The organism is Corynebacterium tuingiense (assembly GCF_046718165.1).
Classification (GTDB): Bacteria; Actinomycetota; Actinomycetes; order Mycobacteriales; family Mycobacteriaceae; genus Corynebacterium.
This window is the reverse complement of record NZ_CP177101.1, coordinates 1,188,727-1,209,462: the sequence shown is the minus strand read 5'-3', so window position 1 is coordinate 1,209,462 and position 20,736 is coordinate 1,188,727. Positions and strand designations below refer to the sequence as shown.

Below are 20,736 nucleotides of genomic sequence, written 5' to 3'. Positions count from 1 at the left end.
TAAGTGCAAGACATGAAAACTACACGTATCCCTAACTCAGGTTCCTCAACAGCGATTGAGGTACGCGACGTAGAAAAAGTCTTCGCAGCGAACTCCTCGCATTCAGTGCGAGCACTGAATGACGTATCAGTCTCCATCGCCACCGGAGAAATCGTAGCGTTGTTAGGTTCCAACGGCGCTGGAAAGTCCACACTCATTGACCTTATCTTGGGCCTTACCGAACCTTCTTCCGGCGCTATTACAGTCCAAGGCAAAAGCCCCCAGGAAGCGATCAACAACACACAGCTAGCAGCGGTGCTCCAGTCCGGAGGTCTTCTCCCCGATCTCACCGTAAGCGATACGCTAAAGATGATTTCCGCTACCTTTGCCCAGCCCCTAGACATTGGCGAGGTTGCACATCACACCAACTTAGATCCGATATTGTCTCGACGGGTAGGCAAATGCTCTGGTGGCGAGCAACAACGTCTTCGTTTCGCGCTGGCGCTCCTCGGTGACCCGCAGATCCTCATCCTTGACGAGCCGACTGCCGGTATGGATCCAGGCGCTCGCCGGGATTTTTGGGCGTCCATGCAGCACCAGGCTGAGCTCGGGCGCACCATCATCTTCGCGACACACTATCTCGAAGAAGCAGACAATTTTGCCGAGAGGATAGTGCTTTTGCACAAAGGGGAAGTTGTGGCTGATGACAAGGTAATTGACATCCGCAGCCGCGGCGAGGTTCGAAGAATTACGGCCCAGTTTGACGGCAGTATTCCTCCAGTGAGTTCGCTACCGGACGTTACTGAAGTCACCCGCACTGGAGATCACGTCTACATGACGACCACAGATTCGGATGCACTGGCACGGCATCTTCTTAACCATACATGTGCCTATGACCTCACGATTAGCGCTCATAGCCTAGAAAATACTTTCCTCGCACTCACCGATGAGTACAGCTAACCCATTTTTCTTCCCGCCAGCACCAAAAGAAAGATCTCAACCATGCCTCAAAGTTCCACTGCACCCGCGTTTAGAAACACAATGCGCTTTGTTGGGTACAATTTCTTCCGGCTACGCCGCAACCTCGCCCCTCTATTTTTCACCACCATTTTGCCGGTATTTTTCTATCTACTTTTCGGCACGTTAATGGACTTTGGCAGCCTTCCCATCCACAACGGTAACTTTGCAGCACTCGAAATGATCAGTATGGCACTGTACGGTGGCGTCGCCGGTGCAGTGGGAGCTGCCGCTTCTTCAGTCACTGATGCCCGGTCCGGTTGGAGACGCCAACTAGCGCTTACTCCGCTGCGCCCTCACCAAATCCTCTGGGCGAATATCACATCCATAGCATTGCAAGCTCTACTACCCATTACGGCAGTGTTTCTCTCCGGTGCATTAACTAAAGCCGACATGGAGCCCCACCAGTGGGCTTTGTCCTTTCTTGCTTGCGCTATTGTCTCTATTCCCTTTGGCTTATATGGGATGATATGGGCACTTGCTTTACCGACGGATAACTCCGTGGCCATTGCTTCTTCCTCTATTGTCCTCCTGCTGTTCGCCGCCAATGTCTTTATCCCTCTATCTTCCTCACTTATGGCGTTTGGCCGCTTTACACCCCTTTTTGGCCCAGTCGTGTTGGCTCAATGGCCATTGGCAGAAGGGATGCAACTGCTCAATGATGCCGATGGCACGGTTAACCATTCCCTGTGGAGCGCGGGACTAAACTTCGCCGTATGGACCGCAATTTTCGTCGGAGCCTGCGCAGCGCTGCTCCACCGCGACAAATCACGAATATAATGAATTCATTCCACTCGCCCTTTACGGGATTCGCTACAAATAATGCGGTGTTTGCCAGCGTTTGGCTTATATTTCTGTTCTTCGGCTTAATTCTCAATTTCGCTCAGCCTGGTGTGGACGCTACGCAGCGCCTAGGTTCCACTGCCTGTGTTATCGCTTTCAGCGCCCTATATTTCTTCAGCTTTGGTTCGGTGACTTACTACCCGCGGGGCTGGAACTTACGTTATCGCTTGGCCGCTCGGTGGTCTGCCTTAGCGCTCATAGCACTTATCTCCATACCCTTCTTTGGAGTGTATGCCACCACATTTGTGCCCTATCTAGCTGCAGTCCTCGGGTTTCAATTACCACTGCGCCGGGCATTATTATGGGTACTTCTTACCGGACTCGTAGTCACAGGTGCCTTATGGAGCGTCGATTCGCAGGACCTCTTAGGGACATTCATTGTGATATTCGGCTGGCCAATCTTGCTGGTGTTGCTAGGCACAATGTCTCAAAGAGAAGATTCGCGCACGGATTTAGAGCATCAACTCGATCTCGCTCGCCAACGCGAAGACATTGCCACCGACGTCCATGATTTGCTCGGCCACTCGCTTACCGTCATCAATTTAAAATCTGAGTTGGCACAGCGGCTCGTTGACGTAGATCCGACTCGAGCTCGAAACGAGCTTCAAGAAATAAGTGACCTTTCCCGTAAGAGTTTGGCAGAAGTCCGCTCCACAGTTACCCGGATGCGCATGCCGACCTTCGAGGGAGAAGTTCAGGCAGCACGGCGAGCGTTCGATACTACAGGGATTCAAGCGCATCTTCCTGCCAACGTCCGAGCCGTAGGTCTTTATGACGCCGCCTTTTCCTGGGCATTACGTGAGCTCACCACTAACGTTATTCGCCACTCAGGAGCAGAGCACTGTTGGGTAAGCATATCCCAGAATAAGCTCCAAGTCGTAGATGATGGTTGCGGCTTCGATCCGAAAAAGCAGTACCAAAGTGGCGGGCTACACGGGCTTCACAAGCGAATAGAGGACAGCGGCGGAAAGTTGATTATTATGAGGAAGGACGATCGCACCGTAGCGCTGATTACTATGAATGGTGATACTGAGTTACTACCCTTAGACAGTGAAGTGGAGTCCGATGGCTGATACATCTCCACCCATCCGTATCCTTATCGCAGAGGATCAATCATTGGTTCGCGGAGCCCTTGCTGCTCTCCTAGCTGCCGAACCAGATATCGAGGTAGTTGCTCAATGCGCAACGGGCAACGAGGTTGCGGGGCTCGTCGCCAAGCACAACGTGGAGGTAGCTCTTCTCGATATTGAAATGCCTGGAAAGAGCGGTCTAGACGTAGCTGAAGAACTCTCCAGCAGCCCATGCAAATGTCTCATCGTTACTACTTTTGGCCGCGGCGGCTATGTAAAACGTGCTATTGATGCCAACATCGCTGGGTTCATAGTCAAAGACACTCCACCAGAACAACTCGCGGAGGCAATTCGCCGAGTAAAGGCTGGGCTGCGGGTGATCGATCCTGCCCTGGCACGAGAGAGTCTTTTTACCCCGGACAACCCGCTCACACCCCGGGAACGAGAAATCGCGCGGCTTTTATTATCTGGGGTGACTTCCTCAGAACTGGCGCGCAAAGTGCATCTTAGCCCAGGCAGTGTGCGCAACGTCGTGTCAAGTATCATGACAAAAACCGCTGCGAACACCCGCTACGAGGCTGCTACGAAAGCCCAAACTCAAGGCTGGATTTAAATCAGGTGTAGGCAAAGACTGAGCCCCGTTCGGCATACGAACGGGGCTCAGTGATATTCGTTTTCCTAATTAGAAATTAGGGCGAGAACTACTTGTTCTCGTCGTCACCGTCGTTATTGGTGCCGAGCTTGTCATCAATGACGTCGCGGGCCTTGTCTACCTGGTCTGCCTTGTCCTCGCCCAGCTTGTCCTTGGCAAAGTCCTCGGCCTTGTCCAAGCCTTCCTTGGTAACTTCCTCGCCCTTTTCGGAGTTCAGTGCTTCCTTTGCCTTGTCAAAGATACCCATTGCTAATCCTTTCGTTGTTTACTTCATCTAACCATTGCCGTGCTTGGCAACACTGCCCACGATAATGACACTGCCGAGACTTCGCCACCAAAGATAGCCAAAAGTTCTAAAGTGATAGCGTTAATGAGATCAATGACCAGCTCGCACGGAAAAGACAGAAAATGACGCACACTAGCCCTGGTGCAGACTGCAACGCCGCGGAATTCTTTGGGTTGGTATGGCCTGGCAAGCAAGCCGCGCGCGCTGCGGCGGAGACTCCCCTAGCCGCCGAGTTCGAGCTCGATGCTGCGTTAAGCAGCTCTACCACCTCGCCCAATAGCATCCACGTGGCCGATAACCTGCCGGTTCTACAGCACTGGGTTTCCACGGGCGAGACCTTCGATATCATCTACATCGACCCGCCGTATAACACCGGCCGGGACTTTGTCTATCGCGATAATTACCGCGCGCGGCGAGAGGTAAATTCCGGCAGCTATGCCCAGTGGCACGCCGAGTGGCTGTCCATGATGTTGCCGCGGCTCATCCTGGCCCGGCGAATTCTGGCGGAGAACGGCTTTATATTCGTCTCCATCGGAGAGGACGAGGCTGCTAATACCCGCAAGGTTTTAGACGAGGTTTTTGGCGAGGGCTGCTATGCCGGGCAATTCATTTGGAAAAAGGCCGGCACTGGGAAAAACGATTCCAAGTATGCGGTGGTAGAACACGAATACATCCTCTGCTATGCCAAGAACCCGGACAACCCCGGATTCAATGTAGATTCTGAAGGCTATAAGAGCACCAAATATAACCACGAGGATGAACGCGGCAAATACTCCTTGGTGCGCTTAGATTCTAAGACTCTGGGGTATCTGCCATCGCTTGATTTTCCCATTTCCTCGCCCGATGGCATGCAACACTGGCCGGACCAACCGGCTGGCCAGAGCCAAGTAGCGCGCTGGCGCTGGGGCAAGGATATGGTGGAAAAGCGCTACGATGAGCTGGTCTTTCGGCGCGGATTCGTCTACACCAAGAACTATCAAAAAGCAGGGGCTCGGCCGCGATCCATCCTCGATGGGCAGAGGTTTGGCGTAACGCGCACCGGACGCCGCGACGCAGAGGACGTCATGGGTGTAGAAGGAATCTTTGATTTCCCCAAGCCGGTGCGCCTTATCAAGCACCTCATCGCCATTGGCGGCGGGGCCAATGCCCGGGTGCTCGACTTTTTCGCAGGCTCGGGCACCACGGCGCAGGCGGTCATCGAACTCAACCGAGAAGATAAGGGCGAGCGCAGCTTTCACCTGGTGCAAATTCCAGAGTCCACTGCCCCCGACAGTGCGGCGCACCGGGCAGGCTTTCTCAGCGTCGCGGATATTTGCGTAGAGCGCGTGCGATCCGTGCCTGGGTCCTCTTTCCGGGCCTACCGCGCGACCTAGGTTTCGCGCGTGCCCTCGGGCCTGCCGGGAATGCCGAAGAAGTCCAAGACGCGGTCAGTGGCGAAGAATTGTCCTACTTCATTATTTTTGTCTCCAAGACCACCCGGCCACACGTGGGACCCGCCGCCGATGCGGATATGCTCCAGCGGTGCGGAGCAGCCCCGCCAATGCATGTCGAGGGCATTATTGACCAAGCGGTTGGTTTCTACCTTCTCCGAGCATTTATTGCGCTTGCGGTCCTGCTCTAGGACAGATTCAACGGAGAAATACTTGGTCTTGTGCCGAGTTCCGCCGTAATAGCCCACGACGGGATCATCGGTGCCGTGCATATCGAGGCGCCCTACCGGTTCATGGGCGCAATCTTTCAGAATATCTTCGTAATATGCAGCGGAGATAGTGGCAACCGAATGGAAGATGCCGGGCATTTGACAGGCCAAATAGGCTACGAAGCCACCGCCATTGGACATGCCGGTGGCAAAAAGCTGCGAATCATCAACGTTATAGGTCGCACGCAGGGAATCGAGGATGTCAAGAACGAATTTTTTGTCTTCGCTCCCGCTGGTTTTCGCGTATGGCGCGGGGCTCCACGCTTTCTCTTTTCCCGCGGGAAATACAGTAATGGCTTGTGCCGCATCAAGGCGGGAATAGTCGCGCAAGTTTTCCGCTGACTGCCCCCACCCGTGAAAAGCCATTACAACAGGCCACTCTTTTTGTGCCGTATAACTTTTAGGCACGCTGAGAATAAATGAGCGCCCGGACGGCAGGTTAATCGTCGAATACGATCCCGGTTCTGGACCACTGAGCGGCGCAGAGGTAGGAATCCCGAGCTGCGAGGCAGCCGACCCGTGCGATTGCGTGCTTTCGCTGCGTACCGCCGAGTCCGATTCTTCCTCATTATTTGCGCATGACACGCCCAGCGCCGCCACGCAGCACAAGACTGCGGTGCTCAACGTCGCGCGCACCGGCCTCCGTCTCATGATTTTCGTCCCTTCTGCCAAGCGGCCCATAACTGTTTATAGCGGCCCCCATAATTTAGCAGCTCTGCATGACTACCCTGTTCTACCACCCGGCCATTATCCATGACCACGATGGCATCGGCACGCGAGGCCTGGTCCAGGCGGTGCGCTACCACCAAGGCGGTTCGGCCCTCCATTACTGACTCTGCGGCGTCTTCTAAGGATTCAGCACCCACCGAGCCTGCTTCCGCCGTGGCTTCGTCCAATATGATGATACGCGGATCCAACAGTACGATTCGGGCAAGCGCCAATTGCTGCGCTGCCACGGGGTCTAGCGGCATTCCTTGCGCGCCCACGATGGTATCGAGGCCTGCCTCCAGATCGAAATACCAGTCGGCCCGGACTTGGCGCAGCGCCTGCACCATTTCCGCATCGGTAGCCTGCGGCGCCGCGAGCGCAAGATCCTCGCGCAGACTCCCGGAAAAGACGTGCACCTCCTGGGAGACGAGGGCGAGGCGTTGGATACGCTCGGCATCGGAAAGCAGGGCAACCTCGACGCCATCGACAAGCACGGTGCCTTTATCCGGAACGCGCAAGCCCGCAAGCAACGCTGCCACGGTGGATTTTCCTGCCCCAGACGCCCCGACGAGGGCAACCGTTTCGCCCGGCTTAATCTTTAGGTTGACTCCCTCGATGGCCCAAGAGTTATCGCCATAACGGAAGGAAATATCCCGCATATCCACGCTGCCATCGCCCCTCGGTGCACCGCTATCCGGTACCGGTGCGGGCGGATCGATAACCACGCCAACGATGCGCGCCAGCGAAGCATACCCAGATTGCACTGTATCTAGCACGCGCATCAGCCCCATTAGCGGCCCGCGCAAGCGAATGAGTAATAACATCGCTGCGGTGACCGCTCCAACCGTAAGCGCATTGGCCTGCACCACCCAGAAGCTCACTGCCAAACCGCTGGCCAATAAGACCAGCTCAATGCCGGTGAGGTGAGCCTGGAGCACCATCATCGTCCGGCGCGCGTTATATCCCTCTTCAACCACGCGCGTTGAAGCCGCGCCGATCCGATCGCGCATCGTATGTTCCATGCGGAATGCGCGCACCGTGTCCCTGCCGTGGATTGCCTCCAAAAGCCGGCGGGCGCGGTCCGCCATAGCGGCGCGCTCAGCGGCATACCTGCCTGGGGCACGCCGCAAGTAATACCGGCCGGCTAAGAAATACAGCGGGGTCACGGCAACAATGACCACGAGGTATTGCCGGTCCACCGTAAGTAGTGCCACTGCCGTTGAGGCAATGACAAAAATGGATTTCGCCAGCACGGGGACCGTTTCTGTAACCGCGGCGGATAGCTCCGCCACATCATCCGTTGAACGCGATACCAAGTCCCCAGTTCCGGCATCCTCGACGCGGTGCGTGGGAAGGCCGAGTGCCGTAGAGACCATATCCTCGCGCAGGGACGCAATAACGCGCTCGGTCAGCTGAGAGAGTACATAGAATCCCGCTGCCGAGAGTGCAGCAGATACTGCGGCGACCCCGATAAGCAGGGCTCCGAGGAGGGCGATGCTGGTGCCCGTCGTCACGGCATCGACAATCTTGCCGAGCAGGATCGCAATGCTGACATTGGCCGCTGCCCCGGCTATCAGGAACACCACGGCAATAACGGCGCGCCGGCGCGCGTGCGGAATGGCCGAAAGCTGCTGTGCCACAACCTTTCTTACCTGTGGCCAGGTGGCGGTGGGAAAACGCATTAGGACTCCACCCCCACTGCATGCCACGCGGGCGCCGATGTATAGACGATGGTGGGCTTATCCTTCCGATAGTCCGCAACGCGGTGGGCTACCTCTTGTTCGGTAACGGAATCGACCGCCGTCGTGGGATCAGAAAGAATCAGCACCTCTGGATCCGCTGCAATGGCACGGGCAAGGGCGACTCGTTGCTGCTGGCCGCCGGACAGATTGTTTCCGCGCTCACCCACGGCGCGGTCAAGCCCACCGGGAATATCCGCGCCAGCAGCCACCTCTAGGGCCCGTGCGGCCGTATCCGCATCCGGATGGATATTGTCTTGTACAGTCCCGTCAAACAGCATGACCTCGTGTGGCACGACGATGAATTTTTCCCGGGGCAGCTCCCGTAGTTCTTCCGGAGCATGCCCATCGATCGCAGTCACCCCTGGCCGCAGCGCAGGAACCTGTGGCGCAGCGTCCTCGGGCAGGCCAGGCGCTCGCAGTAGGCCTACTATTCGCTGCGCACTCGCCTGCGCCGCGGCCCACCGGGAAGCGATATTTCGACCCAGCATGGTCATCGGGGTAATGATGAATTGGGTTAGGCCAATAATCATAATGAGCTCGCCAATGCTCATCTGCCCATTCAGCGCTAGGTAGCCAGCAGCAACGGCGACGGCGATGACATAGATCGAGCCCAGTGCCTCGGTAGAAGCATTCAATCCTGCCTGCGCCGCATTGGCCTCAACGGTTCGCTCGTAGGCGGCATCGGAATCACCCGCATAGCGCTTGCGCACCGTACCTATCGCACCGATCCCCTTAATAATGCGCAGGCCATGGACAATATCCGTCGCCGTCGCACTGGCGCGGCCCAATGCCGCTTGCCGGATACCAGAACGCTTGCGCAATGGACCAGCCGAGCGCAGCGATCCCCACACCACGATGGGACCGCCGCATAAGATGGCCACTCCTAGCGGCAGATTCGCCCGGCTGGTCATCACCGCAACATAAATGATGGACGTAATCTCTGCCACCGGAAACACCGTCATCATCACGGCATTTTGTACGCGGGTCGCATCGGTAGAGGCAATGGCCAATAACTCTCCTGGCGTGCGTTTCGGACCGCCCATCCCCTTGGGATCCATAATCCGATCCGTAATTGCCATGCGCACGTCGTGGCCGATAACGAGCATGCTGCGCGCATTAAGCCCGCGGCCAAACCACCCGGTAATAGCATTAACCGCGAAGGCCAGGACCAGGAGTGCAAGCCACCACCACAGTCGCTCGATAGATCCTTCTACCACCGCTTCATCGATGGCATAACCCACGATGACCGGTGTGGTGCCATTGAGAACGAAGGAGATAGCCATGCACACAGCGGCGGGAATGGTCATCCCAGGCTTAGAAAAGACAGTCTTCAGCAACCACCGCGGATCTGATGGTTCTGGAAGTGTTGACATAACAAACCATTCTAATTCCCGGTAGGTTAGATAACCTATGTCGACTCGCCGCCCTAACCCCCAACACTTCCCCAGCTACCGCAATCCCTCTGCGAAGCAGAAACCTACCTTTGGCACCGATCCCCAGCGCACCCAGGCAGCGCGCGCCTTCCACCGCGGAGCCCACACCTATCAGGATGTTCGCCCCCATTACCCGCCCGAGGTTGCTGAGCTCATCGCCGGAGCCCACCGCGTTGCCGATATCGGCGCCGGCACCGGCAAACTTACCGAGTCCCTCACCAATCCCTGCGTGCTCGCGGTTGAGCCATCTCCAGATATGGCCCGCGTGCTCCACCGCCGCCTAGACGTTCCCATCATCCGCGCCACGGCCGAGCACACCGCGCTTGCCGATGCCTCCCTCAACGCCGCCTGCCTCGCCCAAACCTGGCACTGGGTCGACGTTGCCGCCGCCTCCGCCGAGCTGGACCGCATCCTCGCGCCGGGCGGGCGCGTGCTTTTAGTGTGGAATACCCTCGATGTACACGCGGATCCGTGGATCCTCCGGTTAAGCCGCATCATGCATTCTGGCGACGTGCATAAGCCCGGCTTCTATCCGGAGTACAGAGCGCCTTGGACATTAGACCGCGAGCTCCGTCTGAGCTGGACCCACGAACTCACCCCAGAACAGCTCCACCAACTCATGCACACCCGTTCATACTGGCTAAGAAATAACGAGGACATCCACGAGCGCATGACCCACAACCTGAACTGGTACCTCTACGAACACATGGGCTTTTCTGCCGGCCAAAAACTGCACATCCCGTACCGCACGGATGCTTTCGTGCTGGTACGGGAGGCGGAGTCTACGCGATTGCTTACAGGAGAACCTGGGCCAAGAGGGAGCCGACCACACAGGAGGTAAATACGGAGATTGCTCCGGGGATAAGGAACGAGTGGTTGATGACGTATTTGCCAATTCGCGTCGTACCCGTGCGATCGAAGCCGATGCAGGCCAAGTCGGAAGGATACGTGGGCAAGATGAAGTAACCATAAGCCGCACCGTAGAAACCAACGATGACAGCTGGGTCAATGCCCAATTGCAAGCCAATGGGAGCAATCGCTACCAGTGCAGCAGCCTGCGAATTTACCAACTTGGATACAATTACCAACACGACGGCGTAGGTCCAAGGGGCCGCCTCAACGACGGAGCCCAAGTTCGTCTCCAGCGCATCGATGTGGGATTCGAAGAACGTATCTGCCATCCACGCAACACCAAAGACGGAAAATACAGCTGTCATGCCGGCTTTGAATACTGGCGTAGATGCAATCTTCTTAGTATCCACCTTGCAGCTAAGAAGGATAATGGCACCGGCGACGAGCATGACCATCTGGATCACTAGGTTCATGGATACAGGGCTCAGCTCGCCGTCATCACCAGGAACCAGTGGGCGCAGGAACTCGAAGGCGCCGAGGAGGACCACGCAGGCAATAGCGATGAGGAAGACGACTACCGAGCGCTTAGCCTCGCGGGAAAATTCCTTACCGATGAGCGAATCGGCGCTCTTATTGATGCTGGCGGCAAACTCTGGGTCTTTCATCCGCTCTTGGAAAGCCGGATCCTTGTCCAGGTCCTTTCCGCGACGCAGCGACCATAACGCAGCGAGAACAACACCGCATAAGGATGCGGGAAGCGCCACCGTAAGAATCTGCGGAATCGAGTAAGCCTTGTCGATAGCTCCAGCATTTTCCGCAAGGATCGACGCAAGAGAAACGGTAGCCACGGACACGGGCGAAGCGGTAATACCCATCTGGGCCGAGGTCGAGGCCACTGCCATTGGACGCTCAGGACGGATGCCCTTTTTGAGCGCGATGTCTTCAATAATCGGAAACATGGTGTAGACCACGTGGCCAGTGCCGCAAAGTACGGTAAGGAACCAAGTAGTCAGTGGTGCCAAAATGGTGATGCGCTCTGGATGAGCACGCAAGAACTTCTCCGCATGCTGCATCATCACTTCCAAACCTTGTGCTTGTTGCAGCGTGGCTGCGCAGCCGATAACGGCAATGATCGTAAGCATGACCGACACGGGGGGCTCGCCCGGTGCCAAGCCAAATACGAAGACCATCAGCATCAAGCCGATGCCAGAAATTAATCCTAGGCCGATCCCGCCATAGCGGGTGCCCAAAAGCAAAGCACTTAAAATGATTATGACTTGAAGCACGATAGCCAGGACTGAATCCGGGGCAATCACATTCGCTAACATGTCATGCCTTTCAAACAGAAAGTAAATGGTTGACAAGTTTTATCCTATCGGCGCCATAGTGCTTTCACCGAAGCGAAAAGGAGAGCGAAGTGTCACACCATTGTCGGTGACACTTTTGCTCTCCTAAGTGGTAAAATACCGGGTTAACCGGCGAAATTATGTAGTTTTGAGGCGCCCTGATGCCTCTACAGTGAGCTCCGGCTGTGCCGGCGAGACAAGCTCAACTACACCTCACGTGCCAACCCCGAAAGCTGTTGCGCACTTAGTTGTCGACTCCTCAGGCCTTGTCCTTCCCGGACTTTAATTCGACCTTGTACTGTAAGTGATTTTTCACTGCGGGCCACTCATGCCGCAGCACGCTGTACACGCAGGTATCTCTGACTAACCCGTTATCCAGTATCTGGTGGCCGCGAAGGATCCCGTCCAGATGCGCCCCTAGGGATTCCAACGCGCGGCGGCTTTCGCGGTTAAAGGAGTTGGTGGTGAAAAACACGGATAAGCAATCAAGCTGCTCAAATGCATGGCCCATGAGTGTCAGTTTGCAGTCTGCATTAACCGCAGTATTCTGCGCCGAAGCCCGGTACCAGGTGTAACCGATTTGTGCGCGCCTATTACCCAGATCTAAGGCCTGATAGCCAGTCATTCCCACGGTAGCGCCGGCTGAATCAAATACCGTAAAAAGCTGCGACCCGTGCGAGCCATACCAAGAAATGCGTTCTTCCACGGCTTTTTCCATCTCACTCGGTGATGGAACCTTGGTGTACCACCGCTTCCATAACTCCCCGTCCTGTACCGCCTCAGCTAGTCCAGGGGTATGGTCCACGCTCAACGCCTTGAGAGTGATATTTTGCCCGCGCAAGATCTCGATTTTCTGTGACACCGTATTTACCTTCTTGCTTTCTGGGCCTAAGCCAATGATCTAATGTCTTTCAAGCTTAGCTGCCAATGACACCGAGCGTAATGAGGTAGATAAAAAACAAGCGAAGCCCCACAAGTGTGAGTGCTTCGCTCGCTTTCGCAGTGAACTCTTATTTCCGCTTCTTGCCTCGGCGTTCGCGCACGCGCACGGCGATGCGGATGGGAGTGCCGTGGAAACCAAAACGCTCGCGGAATTTGCGCTCAAGGTAGCGCCGGTAGGATGCGTCGAGGAACCCAGTGGTAAATAAAACAATCGTCGGTGGCTGGGTTGATGCCTGCGTAGCAAAGAGCACGCGCGGCAAACGATTATTCTTCATCGGCGGCGGGTTGGCCGCAATCGCCTCACGCATCCAGTTATTGAGCTGACCGGTAGACACGCGCTGATCCCAGCTTTCTAGGGCATCAATCATGGCAGGCTCCAGTTTCTGCAGGGCGCGACCGGTCTCAGCCGAAATATTAACGCGCGTTGCCCACGGCAAGTGCCGCAGCTGCTCGTCAATCTCACGGTCGAGGTAATAGCGGCGATCCTCGTCCATCAGGTCCCACTTATTGAACGCAATGACCAAGGCTTTACCGGATTCGAGCACCATATTGAGCACGCGCTGGTCCTGCTCGGAGATCTCCTCGGAGGCATCGATAAGCATGATGCATACCTCGGCCGCATCGATCACACCGCGGGTGCGCAAGGAAGCATAATACTCGTGGCCCTGCGCGTTCTTGACCTTTTTGCGCAGGCCCGCGGTATCAATGAACTTCCACAACTGCTCATCTAGCTGCACCAGCGAGTCCACGGGGTCTACCGTGGTGCCGGCGACATTATCCACCACCGAGCGCTCCTCGCTGGTGAGCTTATTGAGCAACGAGGACTTGCCCACATTAGGCCTGCCGACGAGCGCGACGCGGCGAGGGCCCGACGTAATCGAGGTCTCGCGCGGTTCTTCGGGGAAGCTGCGCAGGATCTCATCCAGCACGTCCGCGCCACCGCGTCCGTGTTGTGCGGACACCGGCCACGGGTCCCCGAGGCCCAAGGCGTAGAACTGCGCCATATCCGCATACTGGTTATCGGAATCGAACTTATTCGATACCACGATCACCGGAACCGGAGACTTTTGCAGGCGGCGCGCCATAACCTCATCGGTTTCGGTAATGCCTACTTTGGTGTCTACCACCATTACGATGACATCGGCGGTATCCATCGCCATTTCTGCCTGGCGGGCGATATCGGCGTGCATGCCTTTGACGTTGGGATCCCAACCGCCGGTATCCTGCACGATAAAGCGCTGCCCATTCCAGTCCGCCACGTAGGACACGCGGTCACGGGTAACGCCAGGGTGGTCTTCTACGACGGCCTCGCGGCGGCCGAGGAAGCGATTAACCAGCGAAGACTTGCCCACATTCGGCCGGCCCACAATAGCGACGGTGCACAGGGCTTCTTCGGTGGCGTCAGCAAAGTCTAGCGATTGCGAGAGCTGCTCCCACTCGTCCTCGCTTAAAGGCTGCTCTAGGCCTTCCTCATCCCCGTAATCGGCCTCGCCGAACTCCGACTCATCAAAGTCGTAGTCAAATTCTTCAGCATCGAAATCGTCCGTAGCCCACCCCGACGAGGTCTCGACCGTTTCCTCGTCGAACCTACCCGCAGGGTAATGGAACTGCGTGACTTCTTCCTCTGGGGACTCAAAATCTTTATTGCTCATGAGCGGGACTCCTTAACCACGTTGATAAGAGCCTGCACGACGTCCTCCGGGCTCATGTCAGAGGTATCGACGATAGTGGCATCGTCGGCTGGGCGAAGCGGCGAGGTGGCGCGGGAAGAATCCGCGGCATCGCGGCGCTGCACATCCGCCAGTACCGATTCAAAATCGGAGGCAATGCCGGCCTTTTCGTTTTGATCGTGCCGGCGCTGCGCACGGACTTCCGCAGAAGCCGTCATAAAGGCCTTCGCAGGGGCATCGGCCAGCACCACGGTGCCGATATCGCGGCCCTCTACAATGGCGCGGTGGGCGCGCTGTGCCAGCGTGCGCTGCAATGCCACCAAGTTCTCCCGCACCTCTGGGATGGCAGATACTGCGGAGACGTTCTGGGTGACCTCATCTTCCCGGATGACGCGGGAGACATCGGCGCCATCGAAAAGCACCTGCGTGGAATCCGGATCATCGGAAACCTCCAAGGGCAGGTTAGCCGTCGCGGAAATGACCGCTTCCTTGTCCGCGGGATCCACGCCTTGGCGCAATACCGCCAAGGTTGCCACGCGGTACATGGCGCCGGTATCGATGTATTTTGCATCCAATTGCTTAGCTAGGGCCCGGCATGTCGTGGACTTTCCCGTTCCGGAAGGGCCATCGACCGCGAGGATCAGGCCTTCATCAGGCATATTCGAAATCATTACATCCCCACCGCCTTGTACAAGCTCGTCAACTCGTTGGAATTCAGTGCGCGCAGCCCGCCGGGCTTCATATCGCCCAATTGGACCGTGTGCAGCTTGGTGCGCACCAGGCGCTGTACGGGATAGCCGGCTTCCTTCAGCAGGCGGCGCACGATGTGCTTGCGGCCTTCGTGCAACTCGACTCGGACCAGAGAGAACCCCTGATTCTTGTCCACTACCTGCACGAAATCGGCCTTGGCTAGGCCATCTTCTAGCTCGATGCCCTCTTTAAGCTGGCGCACCAACTTATTATCGGCCTCGCCCAATACCGTGGCTAGGTAGGTTTTCTTCACCTCATACTTGGGGTGCATCAGGCGGTTGGCCAATTCCCCATCGTTGGTGAGGATGAGCAGGCCTTCCGTATCCGCATCCAAGCGGCCCACATGGAATAGGCGCTGGCCCGAGGCAACCTTTTCAGACACCACGTCACCCACGCAGGGGCGGCCGAGGTCATCTGACATCGTTGACTGCATTCCGCGGGGTTTATTGAGGATGAAATATTCTTGGTCTTCGTTGACGTTAACGCGAACACCGTCGACGCGGATGACGTCCACGGCGGGATTGACCTTCACGCCCTGCTTGAGAATGACATTGCCATTTACTTCGACACGGCCGGCATCAATGAGGATCTCCGCGTGGCGGCGCGATGCGACGCCCGCCTTGGCCAAGACCTTCTGCAGGCGCTCACCTTTGGGCTTGTCGTCATCGACTAGCCAGTCAGCGCCCAAATCGCGCGCCACCGATTCAGCGGTGGCCTTCTGCTTTTTCTTGGAAACGTGTTGATTACGAGCCGGCTTGGCATTGGAGACAACGATATCGCTGTCTCGCTGCTTCTTATCCGGTGTGCCGTCACGGCGAGCGGGAGGAGTCACTGAAGTGTCCTTTTCTCTCGAAGATATGAAATTACCTGCGTGAGTCTACCCCACCTCAGTACTCTTCGTCGATTGCATCGACATCTGGGAGAAGCGGCGCCAGATCCGGAAGGCGTTCCAACGAGTCTATGCCTAGGAGTTCAAGGAAAAGTTCGGTGGTTTCATACCGGTGCGACGCCCCTTCGAACTCGTCCTGCGGGAGCTCCCGGATGAGCCCACGCAGGTTAAGGGTGCGCATCACGCCGTCCACGTTGACACCGCGGACCGCAGAGACCTGCTGGCGCGTGACCGGTTGGCGATAGGCCACGACGGCGAGGGTTTCCAAGGCCGCGCGCGAGAGCTTTGTTTGTGCCCCATCCAATAAGAACTCCTCCACCGCGCTGGCGTTTTCCTGGCGCGTATAAAACCGCCAACCCTCTGGCGTTTCGCGCAGCTCAATTCCAGATCCGCGGCTATCGAATTCGCGTTGGATGGCCCGCAAGCAGTCACTAATGACCGCCGGTTCCACGCTAAGCGCCCGCGCCAAGGACTCTACGGATGCCGGCGAATCGAGCACCAGCAAAATCGATTCGAGCCGAGATCGCAATTGCGAAATGAGCGGAAGATCCATGCCCCTTAGAGTACAACCACGGACGGCGGTGCTAGCACTAGTCCCAATTTGCTGCTGCAACGACCGCGGGATCTACGTCCAAGCCGGTCCAGGAAAGGTCCAGCTGGCCCAGCGCTTCCTCCTGCTGGGCATCGACCGCCTTGGCCTTAAACAGTTCCAAGAGCGCCAAGAACCTGCCGACGATATGCATGGTTGTGGTGCAATCCCGGGTAAGCGAGGAAAAACTTGTCCACTGCCCAGCGCCCATGAGTTTGAGCGTTTCGAGGATCTTTCCAGCCTGTTCGGGTACGGAGACGGCAACGCCATGAATATGGCCCGTTGCCACTTCTTCCGGCGGCTTGGGGCGAAAGACACCCGCCGCCATTTCCGCAAAGCTCGCTGGAGTATGCCCCAGGGTTACGGGAGGTAAAAGCTCCGCAAATTGCTCCTCGATGCTCACCGCGCGCGGATAACTGCGCTGCGCCTCCCGCTGCCAGCGGGCAAATTGATCCGCCGCCTGCTTATAGGCCTTGTACTGCAACAGGCGGGCAAAAAGCAGGTCACGCGATTCCAGCAGCTCCAGGTCCTCTAGGTCATCGACCTCGCCCCGCGGCAATAGCCGTGCGGCCTTTAAGTCCAACAGCGTTGCCGCCACGACCAAGAAATCAGTCGTCTCATCCAAATCCGCGTTCTCGCCCAACTGCCGCGTGTAGCCCACAAATTCATCGGTCACCTCAGACAAGGCCACATCCGTGATATCCATCTTCTTGGCCTGGATGAGCTGCAAAAGCAGATCAAATGGGCCCTCGAAATTCCGCAGGGCAATGCGAAACCCCGTAATCTCTGGTTGCGTCACGGTAGCTTAAACGGTCGAGCGCTCGATGACTTCCTTCGCCAGATCGCGGTATTGCTGCGCGGCCTGCGAATTTGGAGCCCACGAGGTGATGGGCTCGCCGGCCACGGAGGTTTCTGGGAAGCGCACGGTACGGGTAATGACGGTATCGAATACTTGGTCCCCAAAGTATTCCACCACGCGGGACATTACCTCGCGGGCATGCTTGGTGCGCCGATCGAACATGGTGACCAAAATACCCACGACTTCCAGATCGAAGTTGATGCGGTCAGAGACCTTTTCCACCGTGTCCGTGAGCAAGGCAAGCCCGCGCAGCGAGAAGAACTCGCATTCCATGGGGATGATGACGCCCTGGGAACAAGCTAGGGCGTTGACCGTAAGCAGACCCAAGGAAGGCTGGCAGTCAATAATGATGAAGTCATAGTCACGGCGCACCGGACGCAGGGCGCGCGCCAAGGTGTGCTCGCGGCCTACTTCATTGACTATCTGGATCTCTGCCGCGGAAAGATCAATATTGGCCGGAACGAGGTCCATGCCGGACACGCTGGTGTGATGAATGGCGGAGTGTATAGAAGTATGGCTATCCAGCATCACGTCATAAATCGAGTCCTCGATGTCATCATGGTTTAATCCCAGCCCAGCGGAAAGGGCGCCTTGCGGGTCCAAATCAACCAGTAGGACCTTGCGTCCATACTCTGCGAGGCAGGCCCCCATGTTGATGGTTGACGTGGTCTTTCCCACGCCACCCTTTTGGTTACACATCGAGATGATGGTGGCGGGCCCATGTTTTTCCAAGGGGGCGGGTTCCGGCAGCTCGCGGACAGGGCGGCCAGTTAGCCCCGTCTCTACATCAGAGGCTGAAAAGAGACCCTCTTCGCTCACAGTCAAACCTTCTTCCTTGACGCCAAGTCATGGACCATGACATTTGGCATAGGGTTGCTTACAACGTTGTAACTATAGCGTACCCGCTCCCCTGTATGACTACCGAGACTTTGCAAATATCAAGCCTCTATCTTTGACTTAAGCAATGGAAGCTACGCCCTCGGATGCGCCGCGCGCCATACCTCCCGCAAGGAATCAGCGGTAACGTGCGTATAGATTTGCGTGGTAGTCACTGAGGAATGTCCTAAGAGCTCCTGCACGGTGCGCACATCGGCACCGCCTTCGAGAAGGTGCGTGGCAAAGGAATGGCGCAGCGTGTGCGGGGAAATAGATTTATCCAACTGGCTGCGCTGCGCAGCGGTCTTAATGATGGACCACGCGCTTTGCCGCGAGAGCGCCCCGCCGCGGGTATTCAAAAACAGCGCGGCAGTCTTGCCCTTTCCCAGCACGGGACGGGCGCGCACTAGGTAGGCGTCGATAGCCTGCCTGGCATGCGAGCCCAGGGGTACAAGCCGCTCCTTATCGCCTTTGCCATGCAGGACTAGGACGTCATCGGCAGTAGCTACGTCATCGACGTTGAGCGAAATTACCTCAGAGATGCGCGCCCCAGTGCCATAAAGCACTTCTAGAAGCGCCCTATCGCGGAGGTCAACCGGCGTTTCCGTAGGCGTCGATTCGATGAGCCGTGCCACCTCATCCACGCTCAAGGTTTCCGGCAAGTGTTGCCCCGTGGATGGCGGGCTCACCTCGGCGGCAACATCGCTATCAACTTCACCCTCCGCAACGGCGAATTTATGCAACCCGCGCGCCACGATGAGGGCACGGTTGGCAGAAGATACCGCCATATTTTCGCGCAGATCCTTTAAATAGGCCTCCACCATCGGTCGAGTTACCTGCCGTAGGTCCTGGACCCCATTTGCTGCCAGCCAGTCCACGTATCGGCGAATATCCCGCCGGTAATTGCTCAGGGTATTTGCTGAAACGCCGCGTTCGACGGCGAGGTGATTCAACCAAGTCTGAGTGATGTCCTCTGCAGCAGTCACTGCTTTTTCAGATCCGGTCCGCTGCGTCGAGCAGCCATGTGGGTCGGGCGCAAATCGAACGGCGCATCCACCGAACGCGTCGGCTTTCCCCCAATGACCGTGGCATATGCAGATAAAATACCCGCGCACGCAACGGAATTAACTATCTCACCCCTCAGCACCCTGTCAACCGCCTGGTCTAGGTCCACCCAGGCAAAATCCATATCGGCTTCTTCATCGCCGGTGTCCTGCAGCGCGGGAACCTCACTAAGGTCACGAGCAAGGAAAATCCGCACGGCTTCCTCACAAAACCCCGGCGAGGTCACCATATCCGTGAGAACTTCCCAGTCCTTAGCGGCAAGGCCCGCTTCTTCTTGCAGCTCGCGCTGCGCGCCTGAAAGCTCGTCCTCGCCCTTCACATCGAGCAGTCCTGCGGGCAGCTCCCACAGCCGCTTGCCGACGCTATGCCGGTACTGATGCACCATCGCGATCCGCCGATCCTCATCTAAGGCGACCACCGCGACGGCTCCTAGGTGCTCGATGATCTCCCTATCCGCCGTGTTGCCTCCTGGCATGGACAAGGTATCGCGGCGTACGGCGACGATAGGCGCATCAAAAATTAACTCTGAATCCAAGACCTGAAAATCGTGGGCCACTGTTATTTCTCCTCTTCCGGTAGGGCGGAATCTGCGCTTTCTGCCGATCCGTAGTCTCCCCTGCCCCCATTAAGCTGTTCTTCGGCGCCGGAAATCACAGCAATGCGCTCTACCGCGCGCTCAATGCCGTCTACGGTAGAAAGATCCACGTCATTGGTGCGCAATTGCTCTACTGTCTTATTGTCCTGGGTCTGCTTGCTCCGCGCGCTCATCACCACGCTGCCATTGACCTCATCCAAGGCGGTGGCAAACTCAGCCAAGGTGTCGGAATAATATCCGCGCACCCCGCTGCCAGAAACAATGAGGATGGACTGGGCAGGAAGGATAGTACCGTCCTTATAATCAATAAAATCCTTATCGCGCAGGGCACGCAGTAGCTCAGATCGCTCCTTTACGCTAGCGAGCGGCTCTGTGCTTTCTGGGTCCATGGATAAGGCCGCGCCCAAAACCTCGCCGCCATAGCTTCCCACGGTTTTATCGAGTCCCTTAAGATCTGCCTTTTTCGGGGCCTTATCTTTAAGGATTTTTACGATATCGTCTTTGCTTTCCCCGCGCAGGAAGTCTTTACTTAGCTTGATTTCCCCGGCAGCGGTGGCCCCGGAGGCTTCTAAGAGCTTCGTGATATCAGAAAGATCGCTGCTATTTGCGTCATCGGTGGAAATGACCAGCACCGGCCGCTGCGATAATGTACCGGAGACCAGATCTGGAGCTACATCACTGACGATGTCATCGCTCGCCTCATTTTGGTTTTGCAAGATCTTATTTTCTTGCACCACCTTGCGGTGTTCCGCACGGATCGGGTCATCGTCAGCCACGCTGGTGGTCAGGTTGGGCGCGATCACCAAGGCACCGAGGGTCACACCAACCGCCGCCCCTAGTCCGAGGCCCGTAATTAGTTGCGCTTTCGCCATAT

21 protein-coding genes are annotated in these 20,736 nt (G+C 56.9%); 6 read left to right on the top strand and 15 right to left on the bottom strand.

Going from position 1 to position 20,736, the window contains the following annotated elements; all coding sequences use genetic code 11:
- Window positions 1–12 precede the first annotated feature (12 nt).
- From ACLI1T_RS05755 to ACLI1T_RS05740, 4 genes are all read left to right on the top strand, one after another.
- On the top strand, window positions 13–939 hold the full coding sequence (locus ACLI1T_RS05755; protein ID WP_411702153.1) for an ABC transporter ATP-binding protein: 927 nt from the start codon (window positions 13–15) through the stop codon (window positions 937–939).
- An 81-nt stretch (window positions 940–1,020) separates the two neighbouring features.
- The gene (locus tag ACLI1T_RS05750; protein ID WP_411703297.1) at window positions 1,021–1,776 is read left to right on the top strand and encodes an ABC transporter permease; all 756 of its coding nucleotides are present in this window, start codon (window positions 1,021–1,023) and stop codon (window positions 1,774–1,776) included.
- Entirely contained in the window at window positions 1,776–2,912 is a 1,137-nt protein-coding gene (locus tag ACLI1T_RS05745) for a sensor histidine kinase (RefSeq protein WP_411703296.1), read from the top strand. The genes ACLI1T_RS05750 and ACLI1T_RS05745 overlap by 1 nt, the downstream gene beginning before the upstream one ends.
- Window positions 2,905–3,522: a response regulator gene (locus tag ACLI1T_RS05740; protein WP_411702152.1), complete on the top strand. Its 618-nt coding sequence runs from the start codon at window positions 2,905–2,907 to the stop codon at window positions 3,520–3,522. Before ACLI1T_RS05745 ends, ACLI1T_RS05740 begins: the two co-directional genes overlap by 8 nt.
- A gap of 88 nt (window positions 3,523–3,610) precedes the next feature.
- Here the strand turns inward: ACLI1T_RS05740 and ACLI1T_RS05735 are convergent, their stop codons facing one another.
- Window positions 3,611–3,808 carry an antitoxin gene (locus ACLI1T_RS05735; RefSeq protein WP_239268049.1) on the bottom strand — a complete coding sequence of 66 codons (198 nt, stop codon included), beginning with the start codon at window positions 3,806–3,808 and terminating at the stop codon, window positions 3,611–3,613.
- A gap of 161 nt (window positions 3,809–3,969) precedes the next feature.
- Between ACLI1T_RS05735 and ACLI1T_RS05730 the strand changes: the two genes are divergently transcribed.
- Complete coding sequence (locus ACLI1T_RS05730) at window positions 3,970–5,220, top strand: site-specific DNA-methyltransferase (RefSeq protein ID WP_411702151.1); 1,251 nt, start codon at window positions 3,970–3,972, stop codon at window positions 5,218–5,220.
- On the opposite strand, the gene ACLI1T_RS05725 is transcribed toward ACLI1T_RS05730, so the two are convergent.
- The 3 genes from ACLI1T_RS05725 to ACLI1T_RS05715 all read right to left on the bottom strand — a co-directional run bounded on the left by ACLI1T_RS05725 (window position 5,217) and on the right by ACLI1T_RS05715 (window position 9,369).
- Window positions 5,217–5,963: an alpha/beta hydrolase family esterase gene (locus ACLI1T_RS05725; protein ID WP_349853099.1), complete on the bottom strand. Its 747-nt coding sequence runs from the start codon at window positions 5,961–5,963 to the stop codon at window positions 5,217–5,219. The two genes, ACLI1T_RS05730 and ACLI1T_RS05725, sit on opposite strands and share 4 nt — an antisense overlap.
- A gap of 230 nt (window positions 5,964–6,193) precedes the next feature.
- A complete protein-coding gene (locus tag ACLI1T_RS05720) occupies window positions 6,194–7,936 on the bottom strand; it encodes an ABC transporter ATP-binding protein (protein WP_411702150.1) in 1,743 nt (580 codons plus the stop codon).
- Entirely contained in the window at window positions 7,936–9,369 is a 1,434-nt protein-coding gene (locus tag ACLI1T_RS05715; protein WP_411702149.1) for an ABC transporter transmembrane domain-containing protein, read from the bottom strand. Before ACLI1T_RS05715 ends, ACLI1T_RS05720 begins: the two co-directional genes overlap by 1 nt.
- 37 nt (window positions 9,370–9,406) lie before the next feature.
- Here ACLI1T_RS05715 and ACLI1T_RS05710 point away from each other — a divergent pair, with 37 nt between their 5' ends.
- A complete protein-coding gene (locus ACLI1T_RS05710) occupies window positions 9,407–10,270 on the top strand; it encodes a class I SAM-dependent methyltransferase (protein WP_411702148.1) in 864 nt (287 codons plus the stop codon).
- Here the strand turns inward: ACLI1T_RS05710 and ACLI1T_RS05705 are convergent.
- The 11 genes from ACLI1T_RS05705 to ACLI1T_RS05655 form a co-directional block, all read right to left on the bottom strand.
- Window positions 10,224–11,609 (bottom strand): anaerobic C4-dicarboxylate transporter, encoded by a 1,386-nt coding sequence (locus ACLI1T_RS05705; protein WP_411702147.1) that lies wholly within the window; start codon window positions 11,607–11,609, stop codon window positions 10,224–10,226. The two genes, ACLI1T_RS05710 and ACLI1T_RS05705, sit on opposite strands and share 47 nt — an antisense overlap.
- 277 nt (window positions 11,610–11,886) lie before the next feature.
- The gene (locus tag ACLI1T_RS05700; RefSeq protein WP_411703273.1) at window positions 11,887–12,489 is read right to left on the bottom strand and encodes a GNAT family N-acetyltransferase; all 603 of its coding nucleotides are present in this window, start codon (window positions 12,487–12,489) and stop codon (window positions 11,887–11,889) included.
- A 148-nt stretch (window positions 12,490–12,637) separates the two neighbouring features.
- Window positions 12,638–14,221: a ribosome biogenesis GTPase Der gene (gene der, locus ACLI1T_RS05695; protein WP_411703272.1), complete on the bottom strand. Its 1,584-nt coding sequence runs from the start codon at window positions 14,219–14,221 to the stop codon at window positions 12,638–12,640.
- A complete protein-coding gene (cmk, locus tag ACLI1T_RS05690; protein ID WP_284628883.1) occupies window positions 14,218–14,910 on the bottom strand; it encodes a (d)CMP kinase in 693 nt (230 codons plus the stop codon). Before cmk ends, der begins: the two co-directional genes overlap by 4 nt.
- Window positions 14,910–15,821, bottom strand: coding sequence for a pseudouridine synthase (locus ACLI1T_RS05685; RefSeq protein WP_005279286.1), 912 nt, complete (start codon window positions 15,819–15,821; stop codon window positions 14,910–14,912). The genes cmk and ACLI1T_RS05685 overlap by 1 nt, the downstream gene beginning before the upstream one ends.
- 55 nt (window positions 15,822–15,876) lie before the next feature.
- Window positions 15,877–16,431: an SMC-Scp complex subunit ScpB gene (gene scpB / locus ACLI1T_RS05680; protein WP_023017548.1), complete on the bottom strand. Its 555-nt coding sequence runs from the start codon at window positions 16,429–16,431 to the stop codon at window positions 15,877–15,879.
- A 37-nt stretch (window positions 16,432–16,468) separates the two neighbouring features.
- On the bottom strand, window positions 16,469–17,266 hold the full coding sequence (locus ACLI1T_RS05675; protein WP_023017549.1) for a segregation and condensation protein A: 798 nt from the start codon (window positions 17,264–17,266) through the stop codon (window positions 16,469–16,471).
- Window positions 17,267–17,272: 6 nt separating this feature from the next.
- Window positions 17,273–18,145 carry a ParA family protein gene (locus tag ACLI1T_RS05670; RefSeq protein ID WP_411703271.1) on the bottom strand — a complete coding sequence of 291 codons (873 nt, stop codon included), beginning with the start codon at window positions 18,143–18,145 and terminating at the stop codon, window positions 17,273–17,275.
- Between the two features lie 152 nt (window positions 18,146–18,297).
- Window positions 18,298–19,188, bottom strand: a complete 891-nt coding sequence (gene xerD / locus ACLI1T_RS05665; protein WP_411703270.1) for a site-specific tyrosine recombinase XerD — start codon at window positions 19,186–19,188, stop codon at window positions 18,298–18,300.
- Window positions 19,185–19,823, bottom strand: coding sequence for an NUDIX domain-containing protein (locus tag ACLI1T_RS05660; RefSeq protein ID WP_023022232.1), 639 nt, complete (start codon window positions 19,821–19,823; stop codon window positions 19,185–19,187). The genes xerD and ACLI1T_RS05660 overlap by 4 nt, the downstream gene beginning before the upstream one ends.
- A gap of 2 nt (window positions 19,824–19,825) precedes the next feature.
- The gene (locus ACLI1T_RS05655; RefSeq protein ID WP_411703269.1) at window positions 19,826–20,734 is read right to left on the bottom strand and encodes a copper transporter; all 909 of its coding nucleotides are present in this window, start codon (window positions 20,732–20,734) and stop codon (window positions 19,826–19,828) included.
- Window positions 20,735–20,736 lie beyond the last annotated feature (2 nt).

Bases quoted from the DNA above. Each gene is read 5' to 3' on its own strand.
- ACLI1T_RS05755 (WP_411702153.1), top strand. From the start codon at position 13: ATGAAAACTACACGTATCCCTAACTCAGGTTCCTCAACAGCGATTGAG.
- ACLI1T_RS05750 (WP_411703297.1), top strand. From the start codon at position 1,021: ATGCGCTTTGTTGGGTACAATTTCTTCCGGCTACGCCGCAACCTCGCC.
- ACLI1T_RS05745 (WP_411703296.1), top strand. From the start codon at position 1,776: ATGAATTCATTCCACTCGCCCTTTACGGGATTCGCTACAAATAATGCG.
- ACLI1T_RS05740 (WP_411702152.1), top strand. From the start codon at position 2,905: ATGGCTGATACATCTCCACCCATCCGTATCCTTATCGCAGAGGATCAA.
- ACLI1T_RS05735 (WP_239268049.1), bottom strand. From the start codon at position 3,808: ATGGGTATCTTTGACAAGGCAAAGGAAGCACTGAACTCCGAAAAGGGC.
- ACLI1T_RS05730 (WP_411702151.1), top strand. From the start codon at position 3,970: ATGACGCACACTAGCCCTGGTGCAGACTGCAACGCCGCGGAATTCTTT.
- ACLI1T_RS05720 (WP_411702150.1), bottom strand. From the start codon at position 7,936: ATGCGTTTTCCCACCGCCACCTGGCCACAGGTAAGAAAGGTTGTGGCA.
- ACLI1T_RS05715 (WP_411702149.1), bottom strand. From the start codon at position 9,369: ATGTCAACACTTCCAGAACCATCAGATCCGCGGTGGTTGCTGAAGACT.
- ACLI1T_RS05710 (WP_411702148.1), top strand. From the start codon at position 9,407: ATGTCGACTCGCCGCCCTAACCCCCAACACTTCCCCAGCTACCGCAAT.
- ACLI1T_RS05705 (WP_411702147.1), bottom strand. From the start codon at position 11,609: ATGTTAGCGAATGTGATTGCCCCGGATTCAGTCCTGGCTATCGTGCTT.
- der (WP_411703272.1), bottom strand. From the start codon at position 14,221: ATGAGCAATAAAGATTTTGAGTCCCCAGAGGAAGAAGTCACGCAGTTC.
- cmk (WP_284628883.1), bottom strand. From the start codon at position 14,910: ATGATTTCGAATATGCCTGATGAAGGCCTGATCCTCGCGGTCGATGGC.
- scpB (WP_023017548.1), bottom strand. From the start codon at position 16,431: ATGGATCTTCCGCTCATTTCGCAATTGCGATCTCGGCTCGAATCGATT.
- ACLI1T_RS05655 (WP_411703269.1), bottom strand. From the start codon at position 20,734: ATGGCGAAAGCGCAACTAATTACGGGCCTCGGACTAGGGGCGGCGGTT.